We start from the raw sequence: 25,791 nt of genomic DNA, 5'->3' as shown, positions 1-25,791 counted from the left end.
GAAACGGCGCCCGCATCGGGTGTGCGGGCGCCGCTGTAAGGGTCTGGTTACTGGTTGGCAGCCTGGAAGTCTTCCAGCAGCTTGTTGCCACGCTCGACCACGGCATCAAGCGCGCCTTGCGCGTCCTTGGACCCGCCCAGCATCGCCTCGAACTCTTCGTCGATGATGGTGCGGACCTGCACGTAATTGCCGAAGCGCAGACCTTTCGAGTTCGGCGTCGGCGTGTTCAGCGTGATCTGCTTGATCGCCGTGTCAGCGCCGGGGTTCTCGTCATAGTAACCCTGCTCTTGCGACAGTTCATAGGCGGCGGTGGTGATCGGCAGATAGCCGCTGAACTGGTGCCAGTCGGCCTGCACCTCGGGGCTCGAAAGGTATTTGAAGAACTCGGCCACGCCCTTGTATTCTTCGTCCGGGCGGCCCTGCAGCACCCACAGCGTCGCGCCGCCGATGATGCTGTTCTGGGGCGCGCCCTCGACATCGTCATAATAGGGCAGCATGGCAAAGCCGAGGTCGAAATCCTTGGCGTTTTCCACCACCGAGGCGCGTGACCCCGACGAGTTCATCATCATCGCGCATTCCTGGCCATAGAACATCGGCTGCGCGTTGTCGCCGCCCAGCGGGCCTGCGTATTTGTACAGCCCCTCATCGGCCCATTTCTTCAGGTTGCCCCAATGGCGCACCTGCTCGGGGCCGTTCACGGTCAGGCGCGCATCCAGCCCGCCAAAGCCGTTTTCCAGCGTCCCGATCGGGACATTGTGCCAGGCCGAGAAGTTTTCGGTCTGGATCCAGCTGACCCAGCCGGTGGTGAAGCCGCATTTGGCCGCGCCGGAGTCGATGATCTTCTTGGAAGCCTCTTCCATCTCGGCCCAGGTCTTGGGCGGGTTTTCGGGGTCGAGGCCGGCTTTCTCGAACACGGTCTTGTTGTAATACATGATCGGGGTCGAGCTGTTGAACGGCATCGACAGCATGTTGCCGTCGGTGTCGGTGTAATAGCCGGCGACGGCGGGAAGATAGGCGTCGGGGTCAAAGTCGCTGCCGTGGTCGGCCATCAGCTTGTAGACCGGATAGACCGCGCCCTCGGCCGCGATCATGGTGCCGGTGCCGACCTCGAACACCTGCACGATGGCGGGCTGCTGCTTGGCGCGGAAGGCGGCGATGGCGCTGGTCATCGTCTCGACATAGTTGCCCTTGTACGAGGGGACGACCTTGTACTCGTCCTGCGACTCGTTGAAGCCCTTGACGATGTCTTCAAGTTTCGCGCCCAGCTCGCCGCCCATGGCGTGCCACCACTGGATGTCGGTGGCGGCATTGGCCGCACCGAGCGATGCGATCAGCGCAATCGCCGATGCGGAGAAAATACGGGTCATGTCACAGTCCTTCCTGTTGAGACGCTTTGCCTGACTGGTTCCGGCCTGTCACAGCCGGGATGTCGGTTCTGGTGTCCGAAATGTGGCAGAATTGCGCCATCAGTCAACGCCTTGATGGCCGATTGATCAAATTCGCACAAATTCGCGCATGAATCGCCGCAGACCGCGCATCTTTTGCCGCCCGGACCGCGCGAATCAGGCGCGGTTTCCGCTGAACAGCGCCTTGGCGCCCGACCACAGCGGCAGAACCGTGGCCCGCGCCAGCGGCCCCAGGACGTGGTGACTGGTCGGGATCAGGATCAGCCCGAGAATCAGGCCAAAGATCCCGTCGAAGAACGCGACCACGAGCCAGCGCACCGCGCCATGGGCGAAAGGCACCGCCGCCGCCGCCCATTCCGCCTGCCGGATGATCCACTCGTCCGGCTGGCGCAGGCCCAGTTCGTGCAGGCCGTGGATGACGATATTGCCGCCGACCCAGATCATCGCGGCGGTGCCGACGATGGTCAGCAGCTTCATCACCGCGGGCATTCCCTTGACGATCAGTCGCCCCAGGGCCGCCAGCTGGTCACGCCGCACCATCGACAGCCCGATATCGTCCATCTTCACGATCAGCGCGACGGCGCCATAGACGACGGCCGTGATCATCAGACCGGCGACGGCCAGCACGGCGGCCTCGAAGGCCAGTTCGGCCGGGCGGGCCAGCTGCATGGCGTCGATCAGCCCGGTCGCCTCGCTCAGGACGATGGTCATGATCTCGGCCGACAGGATGAAGTCGGTCTTGATGGCGCCCGCGACCTTTTGCTCTTCCAGCCCGACCGCCGGGTCGGCCTTGCCGCCCTCGTAATGATCCTCGGGGTCGCCGGGGGGCGAGAGGACGTGCCAGACCTTTTCCGCGCCTTCGTAACACAGATAGCCGCCGCCCAGCATCAACAGCGGCGCGATGCTCCACGGCGCAAAGACCGACAGAAGCAGCGCGATGGGCAGCAATATCACCAGCTTGTTGAAGATCGAGCCCTTGGCGATCTTCCAGATGATCGGCAATTCGCGCTTGGCGTCGAAACCATGGACATATTTCGGCGTCACCGCCGCATCGTCGATCAACGCCCCCGCCGCCTTGGCCGAGGATTTCATCGCCATCCCCGTCACATCGTCCACCGAGGCGGCCGCGACCTTGGCGATTCCGGCGACGTCGTCCAGCAGCGCAAGCAAGCCGCTCATGAGGTTCCTTTCACCGTTCCATCTGCGAATAATGGCTGACGTCAGACAAGGTTCCGCCGCCGGTGCTTGCACCGGGGCAGCGAATGCTGCATCACCACGAACGCGTAACACTGAAAAAAGGGCAGGACCATGGCCGATCTGGATGCCACCGCGAAACCGACCGAAGACGTCGACCTGCGCGAGGTCTTTGGCCTGGAAAGCGACATGAAGGTGCGCGCCTTCGCCGAACGCACCGACCGCGTGCCCGAAATCGACACCACCTATAAGTTCGACCCGGACACGACCTTGGCGATCCTCGCGGGCTTTGCCTATAACCGCCGGGTGATGATCCAGGGCTATCACGGCACCGGCAAATCGACCCATATCGAGCAGGTGGCCGCGCGGCTGAACTGGCCTTGCGTGCGCGTCAACCTCGACAGCCATGTCAGCCGGATCGACCTGATCGGCAAGGACGCGATCAAGCTGGTCGACGGCAAGCAGGTGACGGTGTTCCACGAAGGCATCCTGCCCTGGGCGCTGCGCAACCCGACCGCCATCGTCTTTGACGAATACGACGCCGGCCGCGCCGATGTGATGTTCGTCATTCAGCGCGTGCTGGAAACCGACGGCAAGCTGACGCTGCTGGACCAGAACGAGGTGATCACCCCGAACCCCTATTTCCGGCTGTTCGCCACGTCGAACACGGTCGGTCTGGGCGACACGACGGGGCTGTATCACGGCACCCAGCAGATCAACCAGGGCCAGATGGACCGCTGGAGCCTTGTGGCCACCCTGAACTATCTGTCCCATGACGCCGAGGCCGCCATCGTGCTGGCCAAAGTGCCGACCTATAACAACGAGAAAGGCCGCAGCATCATCTCGCGCATGGTGACGCTGGCCGATCTGACCCGCACCGCCTTCATGCAGGGCGATCTGTCCACCGTCATGTCGCCGCGCACGGTGATCACATGGGCGCAGAACGCGCGCATCTTCGACAGCGTCGGTTACGCCTTCCGGCTGACCTTCCTGAACAAATGCGACGAGCTTGAACGCCAGACCGTGGCCGAGTTCTATCAGCGTCTCTTCGACGAGGAATTGCCCGAAAGCGCGGCCGTCCGGGCAGGGTGATCCCCGGCGCTGCCGTCCCGGCCAACAGGATGTCGTTGCTGCCATGAAACCGACCGACAACCCCGCCGATCCGTTCAAGAAGGCCCTGACCGAGGCCACCCGTGCCCTTGCGCATGAGGGCGAGCTGAACGTCACCTTCACCGCCGACCCGTCAGGCGTGGCGGGCGACACCATGCGGCTGCCGCAGATCAGCCGCCGCATGACCCGCGACGAGATCGTGCAGGCGCGCGGCACCGCCGATGCGCTGGCGATGCGGGTGCGCCACCACGACCCCGCGACCCATGCCCGCTATGTCCCCTCGGGGCCGATGGCGCGCGACATCTTCGAGGCGGTCGAGACCGCGCGGGTCGAGGCGCTGGGCGCGCGGCAGATGCCGGGCGCGCTGTCGAACATCGACGCCAAGATGGGGGCCGAGGCCGAAAAGCGCGGCTATTCGCAGCTCAAGCAGCCCGCCGATCTGCCCCTGTCGGTGGCCGCGGGCTATCTGCTGCGGCAGGCGATGACCGGGCGCGACCTGCCGCCCGCCGCCGCCCATGCGGCCGAGCTGTGGCGCCCCTTCGTCACCCAGCAGGCCGGGCATATCCTCGACACCGCGCCCGAGCGGCTGGCCGATCAGGCGGCCTTCGCGCGGCTGGCGCGGCAGTTGATCTCGGATCTCGGCTATGGCGATCAGCTGGGCGACGATCCCGACGCCCAGAACGACGACGACGCGACCGAGGATGCCGAGCCGGACCCCGAATCCGGCGACAATCAGGCGCGGGACGAGGATGAGGACAGCGAGGACAGCGAATCCTCGCCCGAGCGCAGTCAGGAACGGACCGAGGAAGAGCGTCAGGCGCAGGTCTCGATGGACGATTCCTCCGATGACGAGATGACCGAGGAAGCCGAGGCCGAGGAAAGCGAGGCGCCGCAGGAACTGCCGCCCCCGGTCAGCGAGGCGAGCGCGGATTACAAGGTTTATACCCAGGCCTTCGACGAGGAGATCGGGGCCGAGGAACTGGCCGAACCGGCCGAGCTGGAACGCCTGCGGGCCTATCTGGACAAGCAGCTCGAACCGCTGCGGGGCGCGGTCAGCCGGCTGGCCAACAAGCTGCAGCGCCGCTTGCAGGCCCAGCAGAACCGCAGTTGGGAGTTCGACAAGGAAGAGGGCGTGCTCGACGCCGGCCGGCTGGCGCGGGTGGTGGCAAACCCGACCACGCCGCTGTCCTTCAAGGTCGAGAAGGACACCGAGTTCCGCGACACCGTCGTCACCCTGCTGATCGACAATTCCGGCTCGATGCGCGGGCGGCCGATCAGCATCGCGGCGATCTGCGCCGATGTGCTGGCCCGGACGCTGGAACGCAGTCAGGTCAAGGTCGAGATCCTCGGCTTCACCACCCGCGCCTGGAAGGGCGGCCAAAGCCGCGAGCAATGGCTGCGCGACAACCGCCCGGCGCTGCCCGGCCGCCTGAACGACCTGCGCCACATCATCTACAAGCGCGCCGATGCCCCGTGGCGTCGCGTGCGCCCCAATCTGGGGCTGATGATGAAGGAAGGTCTGCTCAAGGAAAACATCGACGGCGAGGCGCTGGAATGGGCGCATCGTCGTCTGGTCCGCCGGGCCGAGCAGCGGCGCATCCTGATGGTGATTTCGGACGGGGCGCCGGTCGATGATTCGACGCTGTCGGTGAACCCCGCCAACTATCTGGAACGGCATCTGCGCGACGTCATCGACATGATCGAAAAGCGCCGTCAGGTCGAACTGCTGGCCATCGGCATCGGCCATGACGTCACCCGCTATTACAGCCGCGCGGTGACCATCACCGATGCCGAGCAACTGGGCGGCGCGATCACCGAGCAACTGGCGGCGCTGTTCGAATCCGACCCAAGGCGCCGCGCGCGGGCCATGCAGCGCGGCCGCTAGGCCCGGCGTCATCGTCTTTCGTCAAACAGGGATCAGCCATGTTCCAGACCTTCGCCTCGGACGCCGACCCGGCGCGTCATCCGCCCCGGCTGGCGGCGCTGCGCAAGCAGATGATCGCGCAGGGGCTGGACGCCTTCATCGTGCCGCGCGCCGACGCACATCAGGGCGAATATGTCGCCGATTGCGACGCGCGGCTGCGCTGGCTGACCGGCTTTACCGGCAGCGCGGGCATCGCGATCGTGACACATGACGCGGCGGCGGTGCTGGTCGACGGGCGCTATCGCGTCCAACTGCGCGAACAGGTGGATACCCGGCATTTCACGCCGGTGGCCTTTCCCGACACCCGCCCCGCCGACTGGCTGGCCAAGGCGCTGCCGCATGGCGGCAAGGTGGGCTTCGATCCCTGGCTGCACACGCATCAGGAAATCGCCGCGCTCGACAAGCGCCTGCGGGCGCAGGGCATCACGCTGGCGCCAGTCGAGAATCCGGTGGACGCGATCTGGACCGACCGCCCGCCGGCGCCCGCCGGCGCGGTGCGGCTGCATGACGACAGCGTGGCCGGCGCCACGGCGGCCGAAAAGAGAGAGAGCCTGGCCGCCACGCTGCGCGAGGCCGGGCAGAGCGCGCTGGTCATCACGCTGGCGGATTCGCTGTCCTGGCTGCTGAACATCCGGGGCAGCGATCTGCCCTGCAACCCGGTGGTGCTGGGCTTTGCGATCCTGCATCAAGACGCCTCGGTTCAGGTCTTTGCCGATCCGGGCAAGTTCGACGGCACCGTCCGCGACGCCCTCGGCCCGGCGGTCAGCGTGCATCCGGTGGCCGCGTTTCCGGCGGCGCTGACGGCGCTGACGGGCACCGTCCGCCTCGATCCGGCATCGGTGCCGCAGGCGGTCGCGGATCTGCTGGACGAGGCCGGGATCGAGACGGCCTTTGACGCCGACCCGATCATCATGGCCAAGGCGGTCAAGACCGAGGCCGAAATCGCGGGGATGCGCGCCGCCCATCTGACAGACGGCGCGGCGATGGCGCGTTTCCTGCGCTGGCTTGATGCCACCGCGCCCGGTGATCAGACCGAGATCGACGTCACCGGCGAGCTGGAACGCATCCGGCGCAAGGCGGGCATTCTGGACATCAGCTTCGACACCATCTGCGGCGTCGGCCCGCACGCGGCCCTTCCCCATTACCGCGTGACCGAAGCCAGCAACGCAGCTTTGGCCTCGGGTCAGGTATTGCTGGTCGATTCGGGCGGGCAATATCCGAACGGCACCACCGACATCACCCGCACCATGGCGGTGGGCGAGATGCCGGACGAGGTCGCCCGCTGCTTCACCCGCGTCTTGCAGGGCATGATCGGCATCTCGCGCCTGCGCTTTCCGCGTGGGCTGGCCGGACGCGATCTGGACGCGGTGGCGCGGGCGCCGCTATGGGTCGCGGGCCTCGATTACGATCACGGCACCGGGCACGGCGTCGGGGCGGCGCTGTGCGTCCATGAAGGCCCGGCGCGGATCTCGCGCGCGTCCGAGGTGCCGCTGCAGCCGGGCATGATCCTGTCCAACGAGCCAGGCTATTACCGCGAGGGCGCCTTTGGCATCCGGATCGAGAACCTGCTGGCCGTGACCAAGGCCGACAGCCCCGATGGCCGCGATCTGCTGGGGTTCGAGACGCTGACCTTCGTGCCCATCGACCGCCGCCTGATCGTGGTCGAGATGCTGTCGGGCGAAGAACGGCAATGGCTGAACGACTATCACGCCCAGGTCATGGAAAAGATCGGGCCGCTGGTCGATGCGGCGACGCGCGACTGGCTGCAGGCCGCGACCGCCTTGGTCTGACGGTCGCGACGCCGCAGCTGGCGGCGTCGCGCCAAAATCAGGCGTAAAGCAGCACGCCGCTGATGATCAGGCCGCTGAACAGCAGCACGACCACGCAAAAGCCCATGATGTCGCGCGGCTTCAGCCCGGCGATCCCCAGCATCGGCAGCGCCCAGAAGGGCTGCAGCATGTTGGTCCACGCATCGCCCCAGGCCACGGCCATGACCACCTTGGTCATGTCGGCATTCAGCGCCTGCGCCGCCGGCAGCATGATCGGCGCCTGCACCGCCCACTGCCCGCCGCCCGAGGGCACGAAGATGTTGACGATCCCGGCGGAAATGAAGCTCCAGAACGGCAGGGTCTGGGCGGTCGAGATGCTGACGAACCATTCCGACATGGTCGCCGCCAGCCCGGAATTGGTCATGATCGCCATGATCCCGGCATAGAAGGGGAACTGCAGCACGATGCCGGCGCCGCCGCGCACGGCCTCGTCCAGCGCCCCCAGCAGGCTGCGCGCGCTGCCATGCAGCACGATGCCCACGAACAGGAACAGGAAGTTCACCACGTTCAGGTTCAGCCCGCCCAGCGAGGCTGCATACTGCGCCAGCCAGATCAGACCGGCACCGCCGACCAGATACATCAGGATGGGCGAGGCCTCCATCCGCTCGGCCAGGGTGGCGCTGGGGGGCAGGGGCGGCAGGTCGGCCTCTTCACCCAGAACCGCCGGATCGACCAGCACGGTTTCCTCGGGGCGGGGCATCATCATGCGGTTGATCAGCGGCAGCGCGATGACCAGCAGCGCCACCAGCAGCAGGTTCCAGCCGGCGAAGATGGTCTGCGAGGTCGGGATGATGCCGATGACGTCCTGCGTGAAATGGTCGGGCGTGGCGACCGTCAGCGGGATCGAGCCGGAAATGCCACCATGCCAGATCAGGAACCCGGAATAGGCCGAGGCGACCAGCAGCCGGTAATCGACCTTGACCTGCCGCGCCAGTTCGCGCGCAAAGATCGCGCCGACCACCAGTCCGAAGCCCCAGTTGATCCAGCTTGCCGCCAGCGACACCAGCGTGACCAGAATGATCGCGCTGCCCGCGCTGCTGGCCAGGCCCGCCACGCTGCGCAGCAGCCGCCGGACCGGCGGCGACGAGGCGAGGATGAAGCCGGTGACCAGCACCAGCAACATCTGCATCCCGAAGCTGAGCAGCGCCCAGAACCCGTCGCCCCACATACGGATCAGGTCGAGCGGGTTCGTCCGCTCGATCCCGAGGGCCGCGAGCATGACGATCAGCGTCAGCACAAGCACAAAGACAAAAGCGTCGGGCAACCAGCGTTCCATCAGCCGGGTTGCGGGACGTGACAGGATCCGCAGCATCCGAGTTCTCCCCTGAAATCTGTTGCTGCAGCTTGGGACAGCGCCGCCGCTTCGGCAAGGGCCAAGGCGTCCTGCGACGACAAACGCCCGCCTTTTCAAAGGGCGGGCGTCTGGATTTAACGTCGCAGGGCCGGATCAGAGGCGGCGGGGTCAGCCGATGGCGGCTTGCCGCACCTGCTCGTCCACCTTGTCCACATATTGCGCGAAATTGTCCGAGAACATCTGCACCAGCTTGCGGGCCTGCGCGTCATAGGCGGCAGGGTCGGCCCAGGTCTGGCGCGGGTTCAGCAGCACGTCGGACACGCCTTCGACCGAGACCGGCACCTCGAATCCGAAATTCGGGTCGCGGCGGAACTCGACCTCGTTCAGCGAACCGTCGAGCGCGGCGTGCAGCAGCGCGCGGGTGGCCTTGATCGGCATCCGCGCCCCGGTGCCGAAGGCGCCGCCGGTCCAGCCGGTGTTGACCAGCCAGCAGGTCGCGCCCGCCGCGGCGATCCGCTTTTGCAGCAACTCGCCGTAGACCTCGGGCCGGCGCGGCATGAAGGGCGCGCCGAAGCAGGTCGAGAAGGTCGGCGTCGGCTCGGTCACGCCGACCTCGGTCCCCGGCGTTTTCGAGGTGAAGCCGGACAGGAAGTGATACATCGCCTGCGCGGGCGTCAGCCGCGCGATCGGGGGCAGCACGCCGAAGGCGTCGCAGGTCAGCATGATGACGTTTTTCGGCACGCCGCCACGCCCCGTTTCCGACGCGTTCGAGATATAGTCGAGCGGATAGGCGCAGCGCATGTTCTCGGTCAGGCTGCTGTCTTCGAAATCCAGTTCCAGCGTGTCGGGGTCATAGACCATGTTCTCGATCACGGTGGCGAACCGGCTGGTGGTCGAGAAGATCTCGGGCTCGGCCTTGGCGGACAGGTTGATGGTCTTGGCGTAGCAGCCGCCTTCGAAGTTGAAGACGCCGTCATCCGACCAGCCATGCTCGTCATCGCCGATCAGCACCCGCGAGGGGTCCGCCGACAGCGTGGTCTTGCCGGTGCCCGACAGGCCGAAGAACACGGCCACGTCGTTTTCATCCTGCGGCGCGTGGTTGGCGCTGCAATGCATCGGCATGACGCCGCGCGCCGGCAGGATGTAGTTCAGCAGCGAGAAGACGCCCTTCTTGTTCTCGCCCGCATATTCGGTGTTGCCGATCAGGATCAGCTTGCGGTCGAAGTTCAGCGCGATCACCGTCTCGCTGCGGCAGCCGTGGCGGGCCGGGTCGGCCTTGAAGCTGGGGCAGTTGATGATGGTGTATTCGGCCTGGAAACCGGCCAGCTCGGACGCCTCGGGGCGGCGCAGCAGGTGGCGGATGAACAGGTTGTGCCATGCCAATTCGCTGACCACGCGCACATCAAGCCGCTGCTGCGGGTCGGCCCCGGCATACAGATCCTGAACGAAATATTCCTTGCCCTTCATATGGGCGATCATGTCGTCATACAGCCGGTCGAACGCCTCGGGCGCCATCGGCTGATTGTTTTCCCACCAGATGCTGTCCTCGACATCGGGGGTGCGGACGACGAACTTGTCCTTGGGCGAGCGGCCGGTATGCGCGCCGGTCGAGACCAGAAACGCCCCGCCGAGACCCAGCTTGCCTTCGCCGCGTGCGATGGCATGTTCGACCAGTGCCGGCTCGAGCAGGTTATAATGGACCACCCCGGCACCCTCGATTCCCTGATCTTCCAGTCTGAAATTGGGGTTCACGCGGGGCTGCGACATGGGAAATCCTCGAAGGCTGGGGCAAAAGAAGGAAATGTGTGGGTCAAGGCCCCTATAGCACGGCGGTTTCGATTGGACAGTGGCTTGTCGGCGATGTTAGCGACACCAAAGAATGATAGCGCAACCACGGCGCTGTTTGCTGTGGTTGGCATGTAAGAAGGGTGCCAGCCGCATGGCTGCATTGCAAACCATTCATGGCACCGCGGTGTCGCTGGACGGGCAGGGGGTATTGATTCTGGGCTCGTCGGGCAGCGGCAAGTCCGCGCTCGCGCTGTCGCTGATGGGCTTGGGCGGCGTGTTGGTCGCGGATGACCGGGTGGTATTGAACCCCACGCCCGACGGGCTGATCACGCGCGCGCCCGAAGTGCTGGCCGGGCTGATCGAGGCGCGGGGGGTGGGCCTGCTGCGGACCGATCACGTCGCCGCGCCGATCCGGCTGGTGGTGGATCTGGGCCAGACCGAGACGCAGCGACTGCCGCCGATCCGCCACATCACCATCGCCGCGACGCGGCTTCCCCTTGTTCTCGGGCCGTTGACCGCTCATCTTCCCATGGCGATCCGGCTGTTGCTGCGCGGCGGTCGTGTCGATCCCGAAGGTCACGCGCAGGCGAAAGGCTGATGCAGCAGATGGCGGCGCCCGATCAGGACCCAGACCCGACCCCGCGCGCCGAGGATACGGACGAGGACGTGACCCGGCTTGTGCTGGTCACGGGCCCGTCCGGGGCCGGACGCTCGACCGCGATCCACGTGCTCGAGGATCTGGGATATGAGGCCATCGACAACCTGCCCTTTTCGCTGATCCCGCGCCTGCTGGACGGGCCGCCGCGTCCGACCCCGCTGGCGCTGGGGCTAGATGTGCGCAACCGCGACTTTTCCGCGACGGCGGTGATCGAGCTGATCGACCGGCTGACCCGGCATCCCGGCTATGCGCCCGAGGTTCTGTATCTCGACTGCGACTCCTCGACGCTGGTGCGCCGCTTCAACGAGACGCGGCGCCGTCACCCGATGGCCGAGGCGGGCGCGCCGATGGACGGGATCGAGGCGGAAAAGGACCTGCTGGCCGCGATCCGGGCGCGGGCCGATGTGCTGGTCAACACCTCGGACATGTCGCCCCATGATCTGAAGACCGAGCTGGCGCGGTTCTTCGACACCGGCGAGACGCAGCGGCTGACCGTCTCGGTGCAAAGCTTTTCCTACAAACGCGGGGTGCCGCGCGGCATCGACATCATGTTTGATTGTCGATTCCTCGACAATCCGCATTGGCAGCCCGAGTTGCGCGCACAGGACGGGCGAAATGACGCGGTTCAGGCGCATATCCGCGCAGATTCGCGCTTTGACGAGTTTTTCACCCGCGTTCGGGACTTGATTCTTTTCGTTTTGCCTGCACATCTGGCCGAGGGGAAAACTCATGTGGCCATCGGCTTCGGATGCACGGGCGGCCAACATCGTTCCGTCACTTTGACGGAATTGATGGCGGCAGCGCTTGCGGAGCAGGGCTGGCAGGTGTCAAAACGGCACAGGGAACTGGAACGCCGCGCAGCGGACGCGGCACATCACGCGATTTCGGCTTCGACGCCTCAGGGGACGCAGATTTGATCGGGATTGTCATTGTCGCCCATGGCGGATTGGCACGGGAATATATGGCGGCAGTTGAACATGTCGTCGGACCGCAAAGCGGCATGCGGACCATCACCATCGAGGACCGGCATGATCGCGATGCGAAAAGCCGCGAGATTCGCGACGCCGCCGACGATGTCGACCGCGGCGACGGGGTGGTGGTGGTGACGGATCTGTTCGGCGGCTCGCCCTCGAACCTGTCGCTGCCGGCCTGCGCGGTGCAGAACCGTGTGATCCTGTATGGCGCGAACCTGCCTATGCTGCTCAAGCTGGCCAAGCTGCGGCATCTGCCGGCGACCGAGGCCGCCGATCTGGCGGCCGAGGCGGGACGCAAATACATCGACAGCTATCGGGTCAGCGCCGAGGTGCAAAAGCCGGGGCGGGTGGCCCAGTGACGGCGCCGGTCCGGCTGTGTCTGCCCATCGTCAACGAAAAGGGCCTGCACGCGCGCGCATCGGCGAAGTTCGTCGAGATCGTCGAACGCTTCGACGCCGAGGCGCGGGTCAGCCGCGACGGCATGACCGTCTCGGGCGATTCGATCATGGGGCTGCTGATGCTGGCCGCCAGCCGCGGAACCGAGATCGAGATCGAGACCGCCGGCCCCGAGGCCGAGGGCTTGGCACGGGCGCTGAGCGCGCTGATCGCTGACCGATTTGGCGAGGGCATCTGAATCATTGACGGCACGACGTTCCTATCACCACGGCAATCTGCGCGAGGCATTGGTCGAGGCGGCGGCGGACCTGATCGGTGAATGCGGCCCGCAGGGCTTTACCCTGGCCGAGGCCGCCCGGCGCGCGGGCGTGTCGGCCGCCGCGCCCTATCGCCACTATCAGGGGCGCGAGGAATTGCTGGCCGAGGTGGCGCAGCGCGGTTTTTCGGAACTCGGTCAGGTCATGCGGACGGCCTGGGATGGCGGCAAGCCGCATCCGGTGATGGGGCTGGCGCGGATGGGTGAGGCCTATCTGGACTTTGCCCTCGCGCAACCCGCCTTTTATCGCGCGATGTTCGAATCTGGGCTGGCGGTGGACGGGCAGTCCGCCGCGTGGCAGCGGAACGAGCAGGGTCTGGCGGAACTGGTCAACGCAATCAAGGTGCTGTCCGCGCCGCTGCCGGAAGCGCGCCGGCCCGATCCGCGCATGGTCGCCAATCACATCTGGGCGCTGGCGCATGGCACCGTGTCGCTGTTCTGCATGGGCGGACCGGACGCGCCGGCGCCCACCTCCTCGCCGCATGAAAGCCTGATCCTTGCCTGCCGGTCCTATCTGACCGGTCTGGGCCTGATCGCGCCCGACTTCGCGCCCTCGCCCTGGATTGCGGGGAAATGGCCCATCGGCGGGCCGCGCTCGGACGATTGAGGGGGCGGGGGCGGGGGCGCATTGCGCGCCCCGCACCGAAGGGTCAGCGCGTCGGAACCGGCGTCTCGCCGGAGTAGTCATAGAAGCCGCGGCCGGATTTGCGGCCCAGCCACCCCGCCTCGACATATTTCACCAGCAGCGGGCAGGGACGGTATTTCGTATCCGCCAGCCCGTCATGCAGCACGTTCATGATCGCAAGGCAGGTGTCCAGACCGATGAAATCGCCCAGTTCCAGCGGGCCCATCGGCCAGTTCGCGCCCAGCTTCATCGACTGGTCGATGGATTTGACCGAACCGACGCCCTCATACAGCGTATAGACCGCCTCGTTGATCATCGGGATCAGGATGCGGTTGACGATGAAGGCGGGGAAATCCTCGGCCGTGGCCGAGGTCTTGCCGATCTGTTCGACCACCTGCAGCAGGGTTTGATAGGTTTCCTGGTCGGTGGCGATGCCGCGGATCAGTTCGACCAGTTGCATCACCGGCACCGGGTTCATGAAGTGGAAGCCCATGAAGCGGTGCGGCCGATCGGTGCGGCTGGCCAGCCGGGTGATCGAGATCGAGGAGGTGTTCGAGGTCAGGATCGTCTCGGGCTTCAGATGCGGCAGCAGCTCCTCAAAGATCTTGTGCTTGATCGCTTCCTTCTCGGTCGCGGCCTCGATGATCAGGTCGCACTGGCCCAGATCGGTCAGCGTCGGCGTGGTCTTGATCCGCCCGAAGGCCTGGTCCTTTTCCGACTGGGTGATCTTGTCGCCGCGAAGCTGCCGTTCGAGGTTGCGGTCGATCAGGCTCATCGCCTTTTCCATCGCCTCGGTGCTGACATCGGTCATCAGCACGTCATATCCTGCAAGCGCAAAGACATGCGCGATCCCGTTCCCCATCTGGCCCGCGCCGACGATCCCCACCGATTGAATAGCCATGACAACTCCTTTTGCCGTTGCCGGGACGATATGGTGCGCGGGGGTCGGGATCAATGCGCAACTGTCGGCAGGGCGGGTTCGCGCCATGAAACGGAAAACGCCGCGAAAGATCGCGGCGTTTGCTGTCTTGTCGTGGTCAGGCGGCCGAGGGCCGCCCGGTCTTACAGCTTCTCGGTCAGTTCCGGCAGGATGGTGAACAGATCGCCCACCAGCCCGTAATCGGCGACTTGGAAAATCGGGGCTTCCTCGTCCTTGTTGATCGCCACGATGACCTTGCTGTCCTTCATCCCGGCAAGGTGCTGGATCGCACCCGAGATGCCGACGGCGACATACAGTTCGGGTGCGACGACCTTGCCGGTCTGGCCGACCTGCCAGTCGTTCGGGGCAAAGCCTGAATCGACCGCCGCGCGCGAGGCGCCGACGGCGGCGCCCAGCTTGTCGGCCAGCTTTTCGATCAGCTCGAAATTCTCTTCCGAGCCGACGCCGCGCCCGCCCGAGACGACGCGCCCGGCCGAGGTCAGTTCCGGACGGTCGCTTTCCGCGACCTCGTCCGCGACCCAGGACGACAGGCCCGGATCGTCGGCCGTGGCGGCGTCGCTGATCTGGGCCGATCCGCCCTCGCCCGCGCCGTCGAACGAGGCGGTGCGGATGGTCATGACCTTGGTCGCGTCCTTGGACCGCACGGTCTGGATCGCGTTGCCGGCATAGACCGGGCGCTTGAAGGTGTCGGCATCGACCACCTCGGCCACGTCCGAGATCACCATCACGTCCAGCAGCGCGGCGACGCGCGGCATGACGTTCTTGGCATCCGTGGTCGCCGGCGCGGCGATGTGGGAATAATCCCCGGCGAGGCTGACCATCAGCGCCGCCGTCGGCTCGGCCAGACGGTGGCCATACAGCGCGTCTTCGGCCACGAGAACCTTGGCCACGCCGTCGATCTTGGCGGCGGCTTCGGCGGCGGCGCGGGCGCTGGCGCCGGCGCACAGCACCGTCACATCGCCCAGCGTGCGGACCGCGTTCACGGCCTTGGCGGTCGAGTCGCGGTTCAACTCTCCGTTGGTGACTTCACCCAGCAGCAGAACAGCCATCACACAACCCCCGCTTCTTTAAGTTTCGAGACCAGTTCGTCCACCGACTCGACCTTGATCCCGGCCTTGCGGCCCTCCGGTTCGGCGGTCGAGAGGATTTCCAGCCGCGGCGTGACATCGACGCCCAGATCGGCGGCGGTCTTTTCGTCCAGCGGCTTTTTCTTGGCCTTCATGATGTTGGGCAGGCTGGCATAGCGCGGCTCGTTCAGGCGCAGGTCGGCGGTGACGATGGCCGGCAGCTTGACGCTGATCGTCTGCAGGCCGCCATCGACCTCGCGCGTCACCTTGGCGGCGTCGCCGTCGATTTCCAGCTTGCTGGCAAAGGTCGCCTGACCCCAGCCCAGCAGCGCCGCCAGCATCTGGCCGGTGGCGTTCATGTCGTTGTCGATGGCCTGCTTGCCGGCGATGACCAGCCGGGGCTGTTCCTCGTCGATGATGGCCTTGAGGATCTTGGCGACGGCGAGGGGTTCGATGTCGTTATGCACATCATCGGCGGCGATGACCAGAATGGCGCGGTCGGCGCCCATGGCCAGCGCGGTGCGCAGCGTTTCCTGCGCCTGCTTGACCCCGATCGAGACCACGACGACCTCTTCGGCGACGCCTTTTTCCTTCAGCCGGATCGCCTCTTCGACGGCGATTTCGTCGAAGGGGTTCATCGACATCTTCACGTTCGCAAGATCGACGCCAGAGCCGTCGGCCTTGACCCGGGCTTTCACGTTATAGTCGATCACGCGCTTTACTGGCACAAGGACCTTCATCGGCACTGACTCCCTTTCATTGCCTCAAGCATTTGGGTTGAATTGATAGCCGCGCTTCATGCGCGCGAACAGGGCAAAAGCCCATGACGCTGCGTTGACGATCATCACGCCTCCGCAGTCCGGCCGGCGCCCGGCTGCCACAGCAGGTCGCCCCCGAAATCGAGATTGGCGATCCGCGCCGCGACGAACAGCCAGTCCGAGAGGCGGTTGAGATAGCGCGCGGCATCGGGGTTCACATCGCCGCCGGTCGCCGCGGCCAGCGCGGTCGTGCGACGCTCGGCCCGGCGGGCGACGGTGCGGGCGACATGCAACTGCGTGGCCAACAAGCTGCCGCCGGGCAGCACGAAGCTGCGCAGCGGTTCCAGCCGGGTGTTCATGGCGTCGATCTGCTGTTCCAGCCGGCGCGTCTGTTCGGGCTGCATCCGCAGCACCGGATAGGGCGCGTCCGCGTCGCCCGCCATGTCCGGCCGCGACAGATCGGCGCCGAGGTCGAACAGTTCGTTCTGGATCATCTGCAGGGCGGTCTCGATCTGCGGGTTCTCGCCCGCCGCCAGCCGGGCGAGGCCCAAAACCGCGTTCAGCTCGTCCACCGTGCCATAGGCCTCGACCCGTGGATCATGCTTGACCGTGCGGCTGCCATCCGACAGCGCGGTTTCGCCGTCATCGCCGGTGCGGGTATATATGCGGTTCAGGACGACCATCAGCCGCTACGCAGCCACAGGAACAGCAGGATCATGGCCACGGCGATCGCCTGTCCGATCAGCCGCCAGCGCATCATGCGGTTGCCGTTGCGCGCGTTGAAGCTGCCGCCGACGCCAAAGCCGAAGATGCCGACGGCAAGGATCACCACCACGGCAACCATCACGATCAGGATCGCGATGAAGATGGGGTCTTGGCTCATGGGCGGTTCCTGCGGTTATGCGCGGCGGCACCGTAACGAGCGGCCGGGCCGGGGTCCAGACGTCACGTTGCCGGAAATTGGACCGGGCGCCGACAGGGCCGTGCCAAGCGGTGTGGCATGGGTCGGGCCGGCATTGCCGCAGACGGCGCAATCATGTGTAGCGCGGCCGGGACAATCGGGTTATGCTGCCCCTCACAGATCCGCACAAGCGGGCGACAGGCACAGGCAGTGAAAGCGGTATTCCCATGACCGAGATGGTCTTTGGCGCGACGCCCGTTCGGGCTGGCGACCCGATTCTTCCGAAATGGTGGCGCACGATCGACCGTTGGTCGCTGTTCGCGGTGCTGATGCTGTTCGCCTTCGGGCTGGTGCTGGGGCTGGCCGCGTCGGTCCCGCTGGCGGAAAAGAACAACCTGCCGCCCTTCTACTATGTCACCCGTCAGGCGGTGTTCGGCAGCATGGGTCTGCTGGCGATGTTCGTCATCTCGCTGCTGACGCCGCGGCAGGTGCGCCGGCTGGGGGTGCTGGGGTTCTTCGTCGCCGGGCTGGTGGTGCTGGCGCTGCCCTTCATCGGCACCGATTTCGGCAAGGGCGCGACCCGCTGGCTGAGCCTCGGCTTTGCCTCGGTCCAGCCGTCCGAGTTCCTGAAGCCCTGTTTCGTCGCCGCCGCCGCCTGGTGCATGGCCGCCAGTCAAGAGGTCGGCGGCCCGCAGGGCAAGAGCTTCAGCTTTGTCCTCGCGGTATTCGTGGCGCTGGTGCTGGCCGCGCAGCCCGATTTCGGGCAGGCCTCGCTGGTGATGTTCTCCTGGGGGGTGATGTTCTTCGTGTCCGGCGCGTCGCTGTTCTGGCTGCTGGGCGCGGGCGGGCTGGTCGTAGGCTTCGGCCTGTTCTCCTATGGCGCCTCCGAGCATTTCGCCCGCCGCATCGACGGTTTCCTCAGCAGCGAGATCGACCCCCGCACCCAGATCGGCTATGCCACCAACGCCATTCAAGAGGGCGGATTCTTCGGCGTCGGGCTGGGCGAGGGCACGGTCAAATGGTCGCTGCCCGACGCGCATACCGATTTCATCATCGCCGTCGCGGCCGAGGAATACGGGCTGGTGATGGTGCTGGTCATCATCGCGCTTTACGCGACCATCGTCTTCCGCTCGCTGATGCGCCTGCTGCGCGAACGCGACGCCTTTGCCCGCATCGCCGGGACCGGTCTTGCCTGCGCCTTTGGCGTTCAGGCGGTGATCAACATGGGCGTGGCGGTGCGGCTGCTGCCGGCCAAGGGCATGACGCTGCCCTTTGTCAGCTATGGCGGCTCGTCCGTGATCGCTTCGGGGATCGCGGTGGGGATGCTGCTGGCGCTGACCCGGCACCGGGCGCAGGGCGAGATGGCCGACGTGATCCGGCGGAGCCGCTGATGCCGGGATACGCCCTGATCGCAGCCGGCGGGACCGGCGGGCACATGTTTCCCGCGCAGGCGCTGGCCGAGGTGCTGCTGGCCCACGGTTGGCGCGTCACCCTGTCCACCGACAATCGCGGCGCCCGCTATGCCGACGCCTTCCCCGACGCCGTCCGGCGCGAGGTCGTGTCCTCGGCCACCACGGCGCGCGGCGGGATCACGGGCAAGCTGGCCGCCCCCTTCCGGATCGCGGCCGGCGTCATGGCCGCGCGGCGGGCCTTTCGGCGCGAGCGCCCGGATGTCGTGGTGGGGTTTGGCGGCTATCCGACGATCCCGGCGATGGCGGCGGCCTCGACCCTGCGCATCCCGCGCATGATCCACGAACAGAACGGGGTGATGGGGCGGGTGAACGCGATCTTTGCCTCGCGCGTCCACCGCGTCGCCTGCGGCATCTGGCCGACGGAACTCCCCGCCGGCGTCGAGGGTGCCTTTACCGGCAATCCGGTGCGTCAGGCGGTGCTGGACCGCGCCGGGGCTGCCTATCAGCCGCCGGGACAGGGGCCGCTGAACCTGCTGGTCATCGGCGGCAGCCAAGGCGCGCGCGTGCTGTCGGACATCGTGCCGGTCGCCGTGGCCGACCTGCCCGCCGATCTGCGCGCGCGGCTGACCATCGCCCATCAGGCGCGGGCCGAAGATCAGGACCGCGTCATCGCCGCCTATGCCGAGGCCGGCGTTCAGGCCCTGGTCCAGCCCTTCTTTTCCGACGTGCCGCAGCGGCTATGCGAATGCCATCTGGTCATCAGCCGCGCCGGCGCGTCCTCGGTCGCCGATATCACCGCCATCGGGCGTCCAGCGATCCTGATCCCCTATGCGGCTGCGGCGGGCGATCACCAGTCGGCCAATGCGCGGCCTCTTGCCGATACGGGCGCGGCCATCGTTCTGCCCGAATCCGTGCTTGACGCTGCCAGCCTGACACGCGACATCGCGGCCATTCTGACCGATCCCCACCGTGCCGCCCAGATGGCCGAGGCCGCGCGCACCCTTGGCCGGCCCGATGCGGCGCGGCGCCTTTACGACCTCGTCACGGAGCTTGCCTTATGAATGCCGCCACCAAACTTCCCGGCGAACTCGGACCCATCCACTTCATCGGGATCGGCGGCATCGGCATGTCTGGCATCGCCGAGGTGCTGATGACGCTGGGCTATGACGTGCAGGGCTCGGACGCGAAGAAATCCAAGATCACCGACCGGCTGGAACAGCTGGGCGCGCGCGTGTTCGAGGGGCAGCGGGCCGAGAATATCGGCGCGGCCGGGGTGGTCGTGGTCTCGACCGCGATCCGCAAGGACAACCCGGAACTGAAAGAGGCGCGCAGCCGTGGCCTGCCCGTCGTGCGCCGGGCCGAGATGCTGGCCGAGCTGATGCGCCTGAAATCCAACGTCGCCATCGGCGGCACCCACGGCAAGACCACCACGACGACCATGGTGGCGACGCTGCTGGATGCCGGCGGCTTCGACCCGACGGTCATCAATGGCGGCGTGATCCACGCCTATGGCTCGAACGCGCGGGCGGGCGAGGGCGAGTGGATGGTGGTCGAGGCCGACGAATCCGACGGCAGCTTCAACCGTCTGCCCGCGACCATCGCCATCGTCACCAATATCGACCCCGAGCATATGGAGCATTGGGGCGATTTCGACCGCTTGCGCGAAGGGTTCTACAACTTCGTGTCGTCGGTGCCGTTCTATGGTCTGGTCGTCTGCTGCACCGATCACCCCGAGGTGCAGGCTCTGGTCGGCAAGCTGCATGACCGCCGCGTCGTCACCTTCGGTTTCAACGCGCAGGCCGATGTGCGGGCAATGAACCTGCACTATCAGGACGGCGTCGCGCATTTCGACGTGGCGCTGCAGGGCGAGGCCGATCCGCAGGACGGCGAGGTGCCGATGATCCGCGACTGCACCCTGCCCATGCCCGGCGATCACAACGTCTCGAACGCACTGTCCGCGATTGCCGTGGCCCGGCATCTGGGCATGAAGCGCGACGAGATCCGCGCCGCGCTGGCGAAATTCGCTGGCGTCGGCCGCCGCTTTACCCGCGTGGCCGAGGTCGGGGGCGTCACCATCATCGACGATTACGGCCACCATCCCGTGGAAATCGCCGCCGTCCTCAAGGCCGCGCGGCAATCGACCAAGGGCCGGGTCATCGCGGTCCACCAGCCGCACCGCTATTCGCGCCTGTCCAGCCTGTTCGAGGAATTCTGCACCTGCTTCAACGAGGCGGATGTCGTCGGCATCGTCGAGGTCTATGGCGCGGGCGAAGAACCCATCCCTGGCGCCAGCCGCGACGATCTGGTGGCCGGGCTGATCGCCCATGGCCATCGCCACGCGCGTGCGATCATGGACGAAAACGATCTGGCGCGGCTGGTCCGCGAACAGGCGCGGCCGGGCGACATGGTCGTGTGCCTCGGCGCGGGGTCGATCTCGGCTTGGGCCTATGCCCTGCCGGAACTGCTGCAGGCCCGCGCGGCCTGAGCCACGCCTTGCGGCCCGTTGACGGAGCGTCGTGATGGACCACAAATTGCCAGCCGTTCGCGGAACGCTGACCGCCGCGCGTCCGCTGGACGGGCTGACCTGGCTGCGCGTCGGCGGCCCCGCCGACTGGCTGTTCCAGCCCGCCGATCAGGACGATCTTGCCGATTTCCTGCGTGACCTGCCGCCCGAGGTTCCGGTCTTTCCCATGGGCGTCGGGTCGAACCTGATCGTGCGCGATGGCGGCATCCGGGGCGTGGTGATCCGCCTTGGCCGCGGCTTCAACGGCATCACCTGCGACCGCGAGACCGTCACCGCAGGCGCGGCGGCGCTGGATGCCCATGTTGCCCGCAAGGCGGCGGATGCGGGGCTTGATCTGGGTTTCCTGCGGACCATCCCCGGCAGCATCGGCGGCGCGGTCCGGATGAATGCAGGCTGCTATGGCTCTTACGTCGCCGACCACCTGATCGACGCCGACTGCGTGACCCGCGATGGCCGCATCGTCACGCTGTCGCCCGCCGATCTGCGCCTCGCTTACCGCCACAGCGAATTGCCAGAGGGCTGTGTCATCACCCGCGCCCGGTTCCGCGCCAAGCGCGGCGATCCGCAGCAGATCCACGCCCGGATGCAGGAGCAGCTTGACCGCCGTGACGCGACGCAGCCGGTGCGCGACCGCAGCGCGGGGTCGACCTTTCGCAACCCGGCCGGGTTCAGCTCGACCGGGCGCGCGGATGACAGCCACGAGCTGAAGGCCTGGAAGCTGATCGAGGCGGCGGGCCTGCGCGGCCATCGCCTCGGCGGCGCGCAGATGTCCGAACAGCACCCGAATTTCCTTCTGAATGTCGGGGACGCCACCGCCGCCGATCTGGAGGGCCTGGGCGAGCTGGTCCGCGACCGCGTGCGCGAGACGTCCGGCCATGACCTGCAATGGGAGGTCATCCGCATCGGCGATCCCGCCTGACCGGTCTTCTGTCGCCTGTTCCCCCTGAAAGCGTCCCATGTCCCAAGGTCTGCGCCCCGAAACCCCGCCCGGCAGTCCGCGTGCCTATGTCACGCTGGCGACGAATGACGATTATGCGCTGGGCGCGCTGGCGCTGGTCAACTCGATCCGCGCGACGGGGACGGATGCCGATTGCGTGGTGCTGCATACCGCCGTTCCCGATGACGCGCTGGCGCGGCTGCGGCAGGCGGGGGCGCGGCTGATCGCGACCGATCTGCTGCCGACCTCGGACGGGTTCAACGCCACCCATGCCCGCGACGCGCTGCACGCCCGCGCGGCCTTCACCAAGGGCAACAAGCCGCCCTTTCACACCCCGCTGGACAATTTCGTCAAGCTGCGGCTGTGGCAGTTGACGGAATATCGCGCCGTGGTCTTCATCGACGCCGACGCGATCATGCTGCGAAACTGCGACCGGCTGTTCGACTATCCCGAGTTCTGCGCGGCGCCGAATGTCTATGAAAGCCTGACGGATTTTCACCGGCTCAACTCCGGCGTCTTCACCGCCCGCCCGTCCGAGGCGCGCTTTGAACAGATGCTCGACCGGCTGGACCGGCCCGGCGTGTTCTGGCGGCGCACCGACCAGACCTTCCTGCAGGAATTCTTTCCCGACTGGCACGGGCTGCCGGTGTTTTTCAACATGCTGCAATATGTCTGGCTGAACCTGCCCGAGCTGTGGTCGTGGCAGCAGATCTCGATCCTGCATTACCAGTATGAAAAGCCGTGGCAGGATCACGACAAGGCCGATCGGCTGCGCCCGCTGATCGAGTTGTGGCGCGGCTATGCGGGCCAGGGGCCGCGTCTGGACCCGGCCAGCCTGCCCGGACCGGGCTGATGCGGCTGGCTGTCACAGGCGGGACCGGGCTGGTCGGCCGCTTCATCGTGAACGAGGCGCTGCGCGCGGGCGACCGGGTGACGGTGCTGATCCGCAGCGTCCCGGTGCCGGGGTTTTTCGCGGGCGAGGTGGCGCATCTGGCCTATGACCTCAACGCAGAACCACCTGATCTCAGCGGCTTCGACGCCCTTGTTCACGCCGCCTTCGATCACCTGCCCGGCCGCTATCGCGGCGGCGAGGGCGACGATCCGGCGGGGTTTCTGGCCCGCAACCTCGACGGTTCGCGCCGGCTGTTCGATCAGGCGGCGCGAGCGGGTGTGCCGGTGGTGTTCCTGTCCTCGCGCGCGGTCTATGGGCCGCAGGACGGGCCGCTGGACGAGGGCATGAGCTGCCGCCCCGACACGCTTTACGGGCAGGCCAAGCTGGCGGCGGAACAGGCGCTGATGGGCAGCGGCCAGCCCGCGCTGGTGCTGCGCGCGACCGGCGTCTATGGCGCGCCGGGGCCGGGGCAGCGGCACAAATGGGCGGATCTTTTCGATGATTTCGCCGCCGGCCAGCCCATCGCGCCGCGCATCGGCAGCGAGGTGCATGGCGACGATCTGGCGGCCGCCGTGCGGCTGGGGCTGGACGGGCTGCGCGGTGTCTACAACGTCTCGGACCTGCTGCTGGACCGGCGCGACCTGCTGGCGATGTGGGCGCGGATCACCGGGGCGGGCGGCACCTTGCCCGAACGCGCCGACCCGTCCGGCTTTCGCGTCATGCGGACGGATCGGCTGGCGGCACGGGGCTGGCGCGGGGGCGGGATCGACCGGTTGCAGGCCACGCTGCGCGACATCGCGGCGCAGGCGGGAATTGCGTCGCGGGGCAGATAGGCTCTTCCCTGATTCGCCCGACTTCGCTAGACTCGTTTTCAGTCATGACCCGGACCAACCGGGCAGCGAACCAGACCCGGATTGCAACCGGGCGGAAAGGCAAGATGGCGGGCGAGTCGAGCAGGACAGCCCCGCATGTCGTCGTCCTGATGGGCGGCCCCTCGGCAGAACGCGAGGTGTCGCTGTCATCGGGTGCAGAATGCGCCAAGGCGCTGCGGCAAGCGGGCTATCGGGTGACCGAGATTGACGCGGGGCAGGATCTGCCCGCGCGGCTGACCGAGGCCGCGCCCGATGTCGTCTTCAACGCATTGCATGGCCGCTGGGGCGAGGATGGCTGCGTCCAGGGCCTGCTGGAATGGTTGCAGATCCCCTATACCCACTCCGGCGTGCTGGCCTCGGCGCTGGCGATGGACAAGACGCGGACCAAGCAGGTCTATCGCGAGGCCGGGCTGCCGGTCGTCGACAGCGTCATCGTCCCGACCGAGATCGCCCGCAAGACCCACCCCATGCCGCCGCCCTATGTCGTCAAGCCCAATGCCGAAGGCTCCAGCGTCGGCATCTATATCGTGCCCGAAGGCGCGACCGAACCGGCGCGGATCGGCGACCAGATGCCGCCCTCGGTCATGGTCGAGGCCTATATTCCGGGCCGCGAACTGACCGTGTCGGTCATGGGCGACCGGGTGCTGGGCGTGACCGAGATCCTGACCTCGGGCTGGTATGATTACGACGCGAAATACAGCACCGGCGGGTCGCGCCACGTCATCCCGGCCGAGGTGCCCGACGACATCACCGTCGCCTGCCGCGATTACGCGCTGCGCGCCCATCGCGCGCTGGGTTGCCGGGGCCTCAGCCGGACGGATTTCCGGTGGAACGACGCGCAGGGCCTGCGCGGGCTGTATCTGCTGGAGACCAACACCCAGCCCGGCATGACGCCGACCTCGCTTGCGCCCGAGCAGGCGGCCTCGGTCGGGCTCGACTTTCCCGCGCTCTGCGCCTGGCTGATCGAGGACGCGCTGTGCAGGGCATAGACCACGACCAGCGCGCCGGCTTCTCGCCGCGCCCGACGCCGCCCCGCAAAAGCTGGGACCGGCCACAGGCGCAGGCGCAGCGGCCCCGGCGCGACCCCGCGCCCTCGCGGCTGGCCTATCGGCTGCATCGGATGTGGCTGACGCCGGCCTTTCGCCGCCTGACCCGCGTCGGGCTGCCTGCCTTTCTGATCGCCTTTGTCGCGCTGCTCTGGCTGTCGGATGACGACCGCCGCGCCAGCCTGTCGGGCGGGCTGACCGGGCTGGTCGAAAAGGTCCAGAACCGCGAACAGTTCATGGTCAAGGTGATGACCATCAACGGCGCTTCGGGTCCGGTCGATCGGGCCTTGCGGATGATGCTGCCGGTCGATCTGCCGGCCTCCAGCTTCGATATCGACCTGGATCAGCTGCGCCGCGACATCCTGATGCTGGACGCCGTGCGCGAGGTGGAGCTGCGCATCCGCCCCGACGGCGTGCTGGCGGCCCGCGTGGTCGAGCGCAAGCCGGCGCTGCTGTGGCGTCACGCCCGCGGGATCGAGCAACTGGACGAGACCGGGCATCGCGTGGCCTCTGTTTCCGAACGCTCGGTCCGGGCCGACCTGCCGCTGATCGCGGGCGAGGGCGCGGACCGCCACGCCAATCAGGCGCTGCAACTGTTTGCGGCCGCCGGCCCGCTGCTGCCGCGCGTGCGCGGGTTGCAGCGGGTGGGCGAGCGGCGTTGGGACGTGGTGCTGGATCGCGGCCAGCGCATCCTGCTGCCCGAAGAGGCGCCGGTCGCCGCGCTCGAGCGGCTGATCGCGCTGGATCAGGCGGGCGACATGCTGGCGCGCGACATCTCGCTGGTCGATCTGCGCGACGGCACGCGGCCCTTGGCGCGCATCGGCCTCGACGCGCAGAACCGCATCCGCGCCGAGCGGGGGCAGAACCCGCTGGGGCCGGATGGGCGCGAGATCAAGACCGATAAGAAGAAGGGCTAGAGGGCGGGCGA

General features: G+C 67.0%; 25 protein-coding genes. 16 read left to right on the top strand and 9 right to left on the bottom strand.

The features are described from left to right. Nucleotides 1-47: 47 nt before the first annotated feature. Nucleotides 48-1,367: a sn-glycerol-3-phosphate ABC transporter substrate-binding protein UgpB gene (ugpB, locus tag CYR75_RS09215; protein WP_101499777.1), complete on the bottom strand. Its 1,320-nt coding sequence runs from the start codon at nucleotides 1,365-1,367 to the stop codon at nucleotides 48-50. 195 nt (nucleotides 1,368-1,562) lie between these two features. Continuing rightward, nucleotides 1,563-2,585, bottom strand: a complete 1,023-nt coding sequence (locus CYR75_RS09210) for a DUF808 domain-containing protein (protein ID WP_101499776.1) — start codon at nucleotides 2,583-2,585, stop codon at nucleotides 1,563-1,565. 129 nt (nucleotides 2,586-2,714) lie between these two features. Here CYR75_RS09210 and cobS point away from each other — a divergent pair, with 129 nt between their 5' ends. Genes cobS through CYR75_RS09195 form a run of 3 tightly spaced genes read left to right on the top strand, consistent with a single transcriptional unit; the run spans nucleotide 2,715 to nucleotide 7,424 of the window. Further along, complete coding sequence (gene cobS / locus CYR75_RS09205) at nucleotides 2,715-3,692, top strand: cobaltochelatase subunit CobS (RefSeq protein ID WP_101499775.1); 978 nt, start codon at nucleotides 2,715-2,717, stop codon at nucleotides 3,690-3,692. Nucleotides 3,693-3,735: 43 nt separating this feature from the next. Continuing rightward, nucleotides 3,736-5,595 carry a cobaltochelatase subunit CobT gene (cobT, locus tag CYR75_RS09200; RefSeq protein ID WP_101499774.1) on the top strand — a complete coding sequence of 620 codons (1,860 nt, stop codon included), beginning with the start codon at nucleotides 3,736-3,738 and terminating at the stop codon, nucleotides 5,593-5,595. Between the two features lie 38 nt (nucleotides 5,596-5,633). Continuing rightward, a complete protein-coding gene (locus CYR75_RS09195) occupies nucleotides 5,634-7,424 on the top strand; it encodes an aminopeptidase P family protein (RefSeq protein ID WP_101499773.1) in 1,791 nt (596 codons plus the stop codon). Nucleotides 7,425-7,461: 37 nt separating this feature from the next. On the opposite strand, the gene CYR75_RS09190 is transcribed toward CYR75_RS09195, so the two are convergent. Both CYR75_RS09190 and CYR75_RS09185 read right to left on the bottom strand, forming a co-directional pair. Continuing rightward, nucleotides 7,462-8,739, bottom strand: coding sequence for a short-chain fatty acid transporter (locus CYR75_RS09190; protein ID WP_264080886.1), 1,278 nt, complete (start codon nucleotides 8,737-8,739; stop codon nucleotides 7,462-7,464). Between the two features lie 186 nt (nucleotides 8,740-8,925). Then, complete coding sequence (locus CYR75_RS09185; protein WP_101499771.1) at nucleotides 8,926-10,524, bottom strand: phosphoenolpyruvate carboxykinase; 1,599 nt, start codon at nucleotides 10,522-10,524, stop codon at nucleotides 8,926-8,928. A 172-nt stretch (nucleotides 10,525-10,696) separates the two neighbouring features. Between CYR75_RS09185 and CYR75_RS09180 the strand changes: the two genes are divergently transcribed. The 5 genes from CYR75_RS09180 to CYR75_RS09160 are packed head-to-tail and all read left to right on the top strand — an operon-like array spanning nucleotide 10,697 to nucleotide 13,496. Beyond that, nucleotides 10,697-11,143, top strand: a complete 447-nt coding sequence (locus CYR75_RS09180) for an HPr kinase/phosphorylase (protein ID WP_101499770.1) — start codon at nucleotides 10,697-10,699, stop codon at nucleotides 11,141-11,143. Between the two features lie 8 nt (nucleotides 11,144-11,151). Further along, nucleotides 11,152-12,120 (top strand): RNase adapter RapZ, encoded by a 969-nt coding sequence (gene rapZ, locus CYR75_RS09175; protein WP_101500969.1) that lies wholly within the window; start codon nucleotides 11,152-11,154, stop codon nucleotides 12,118-12,120. Then, a complete protein-coding gene (locus tag CYR75_RS09170; RefSeq protein ID WP_101499769.1) occupies nucleotides 12,117-12,536 on the top strand; it encodes a PTS sugar transporter subunit IIA in 420 nt (139 codons plus the stop codon). The genes rapZ and CYR75_RS09170 overlap by 4 nt, the downstream gene beginning before the upstream one ends. Continuing rightward, nucleotides 12,533-12,811 carry an HPr family phosphocarrier protein gene (locus CYR75_RS09165; RefSeq protein ID WP_225972665.1) on the top strand — a complete coding sequence of 93 codons (279 nt, stop codon included), beginning with the start codon at nucleotides 12,533-12,535 and terminating at the stop codon, nucleotides 12,809-12,811. The genes CYR75_RS09170 and CYR75_RS09165 overlap by 4 nt, the downstream gene beginning before the upstream one ends. A 4-nt stretch (nucleotides 12,812-12,815) precedes the next feature. Beyond that, nucleotides 12,816-13,496, top strand: coding sequence for a TetR/AcrR family transcriptional regulator (locus CYR75_RS09160; RefSeq protein WP_101499768.1), 681 nt, complete (start codon nucleotides 12,816-12,818; stop codon nucleotides 13,494-13,496). Between the two features lie 43 nt (nucleotides 13,497-13,539). Here CYR75_RS09160 and CYR75_RS09155 read toward each other — a convergent pair whose 3' ends face one another. From CYR75_RS09155 to CYR75_RS09135, 5 genes are all read right to left on the bottom strand, one after another. Further along, nucleotides 13,540-14,415 carry a 3-hydroxybutyryl-CoA dehydrogenase gene (locus tag CYR75_RS09155; protein WP_101499767.1) on the bottom strand — a complete coding sequence of 292 codons (876 nt, stop codon included), beginning with the start codon at nucleotides 14,413-14,415 and terminating at the stop codon, nucleotides 13,540-13,542. A 161-nt stretch (nucleotides 14,416-14,576) separates the two neighbouring features. Beyond that, nucleotides 14,577-15,503, bottom strand: coding sequence for an electron transfer flavoprotein subunit alpha/FixB family protein (locus CYR75_RS09150; protein ID WP_101499766.1), 927 nt, complete (start codon nucleotides 15,501-15,503; stop codon nucleotides 14,577-14,579). Then, the gene (locus CYR75_RS09145; protein ID WP_101499765.1) at nucleotides 15,503-16,261 is read right to left on the bottom strand and encodes an electron transfer flavoprotein subunit beta/FixA family protein; all 759 of its coding nucleotides are present in this window, start codon (nucleotides 16,259-16,261) and stop codon (nucleotides 15,503-15,505) included. Before CYR75_RS09145 ends, CYR75_RS09150 begins: the two co-directional genes overlap by 1 nt. A 104-nt stretch (nucleotides 16,262-16,365) precedes the next feature. Further along, nucleotides 16,366-16,962 carry a cob(I)yrinic acid a,c-diamide adenosyltransferase gene (locus CYR75_RS09140; protein ID WP_101499764.1) on the bottom strand — a complete coding sequence of 199 codons (597 nt, stop codon included), beginning with the start codon at nucleotides 16,960-16,962 and terminating at the stop codon, nucleotides 16,366-16,368. Further along, nucleotides 16,962-17,162, bottom strand: a complete 201-nt coding sequence (locus tag CYR75_RS09135) for a twin transmembrane helix small protein (RefSeq protein ID WP_101499763.1) — start codon at nucleotides 17,160-17,162, stop codon at nucleotides 16,962-16,964. The genes CYR75_RS09140 and CYR75_RS09135 overlap by 1 nt, the downstream gene beginning before the upstream one ends. A 245-nt stretch (nucleotides 17,163-17,407) precedes the next feature. On the opposite strand from CYR75_RS09135, the gene CYR75_RS09130 reads away from it, so the two are divergent. From CYR75_RS09130 to CYR75_RS09095, 8 genes are all read left to right on the top strand, one after another. After that, nucleotides 17,408-18,571: an FtsW/RodA/SpoVE family cell cycle protein gene (locus CYR75_RS09130; protein WP_101499762.1), complete on the top strand. Its 1,164-nt coding sequence runs from the start codon at nucleotides 17,408-17,410 to the stop codon at nucleotides 18,569-18,571. Further along, a complete protein-coding gene (gene murG, locus CYR75_RS09125) occupies nucleotides 18,571-19,653 on the top strand; it encodes an undecaprenyldiphospho-muramoylpentapeptide beta-N-acetylglucosaminyltransferase (RefSeq protein WP_101499761.1) in 1,083 nt (360 codons plus the stop codon). Before CYR75_RS09130 ends, murG begins: the two co-directional genes overlap by 1 nt. After that, nucleotides 19,650-21,077: a UDP-N-acetylmuramate--L-alanine ligase gene (gene murC, locus CYR75_RS09120; RefSeq protein ID WP_101499760.1), complete on the top strand. Its 1,428-nt coding sequence runs from the start codon at nucleotides 19,650-19,652 to the stop codon at nucleotides 21,075-21,077. Before murG ends, murC begins: the two co-directional genes overlap by 4 nt. Before the next feature lie 34 nt (nucleotides 21,078-21,111). Continuing rightward, the gene (murB, locus tag CYR75_RS09115; RefSeq protein WP_101499759.1) at nucleotides 21,112-22,035 is read left to right on the top strand and encodes a UDP-N-acetylmuramate dehydrogenase; all 924 of its coding nucleotides are present in this window, start codon (nucleotides 21,112-21,114) and stop codon (nucleotides 22,033-22,035) included. A gap of 37 nt (nucleotides 22,036-22,072) precedes the next feature. Continuing rightward, nucleotides 22,073-22,906, top strand: a complete 834-nt coding sequence (locus CYR75_RS09110; RefSeq protein ID WP_101499758.1) for a glycosyltransferase — start codon at nucleotides 22,073-22,075, stop codon at nucleotides 22,904-22,906. Further along, nucleotides 22,906-23,778 carry an NAD-dependent epimerase/dehydratase family protein gene (locus CYR75_RS09105; RefSeq protein WP_101499757.1) on the top strand — a complete coding sequence of 291 codons (873 nt, stop codon included), beginning with the start codon at nucleotides 22,906-22,908 and terminating at the stop codon, nucleotides 23,776-23,778. Before CYR75_RS09110 ends, CYR75_RS09105 begins: the two co-directional genes overlap by 1 nt. A gap of 104 nt (nucleotides 23,779-23,882) precedes the next feature. After that, nucleotides 23,883-24,806: a D-alanine--D-alanine ligase gene (locus CYR75_RS09100; RefSeq protein WP_101499756.1), complete on the top strand. Its 924-nt coding sequence runs from the start codon at nucleotides 23,883-23,885 to the stop codon at nucleotides 24,804-24,806. Next, nucleotides 24,794-25,780 carry a cell division protein FtsQ/DivIB gene (locus CYR75_RS09095; RefSeq protein WP_101499755.1) on the top strand — a complete coding sequence of 329 codons (987 nt, stop codon included), beginning with the start codon at nucleotides 24,794-24,796 and terminating at the stop codon, nucleotides 25,778-25,780. Before CYR75_RS09100 ends, CYR75_RS09095 begins: the two co-directional genes overlap by 13 nt. Nucleotides 25,781-25,791: the final 11 nt, after the last annotated feature.

Source organism: Paracoccus jeotgali (genome assembly GCF_002865605.1).
Classification (GTDB): Bacteria; Pseudomonadota; Alphaproteobacteria; order Rhodobacterales; family Rhodobacteraceae; genus Paracoccus; species Paracoccus jeotgali.
The sequence above is the reverse complement of the archived record's forward strand: the minus strand, read 5'-3'. Positions and strand labels throughout refer to the sequence as shown.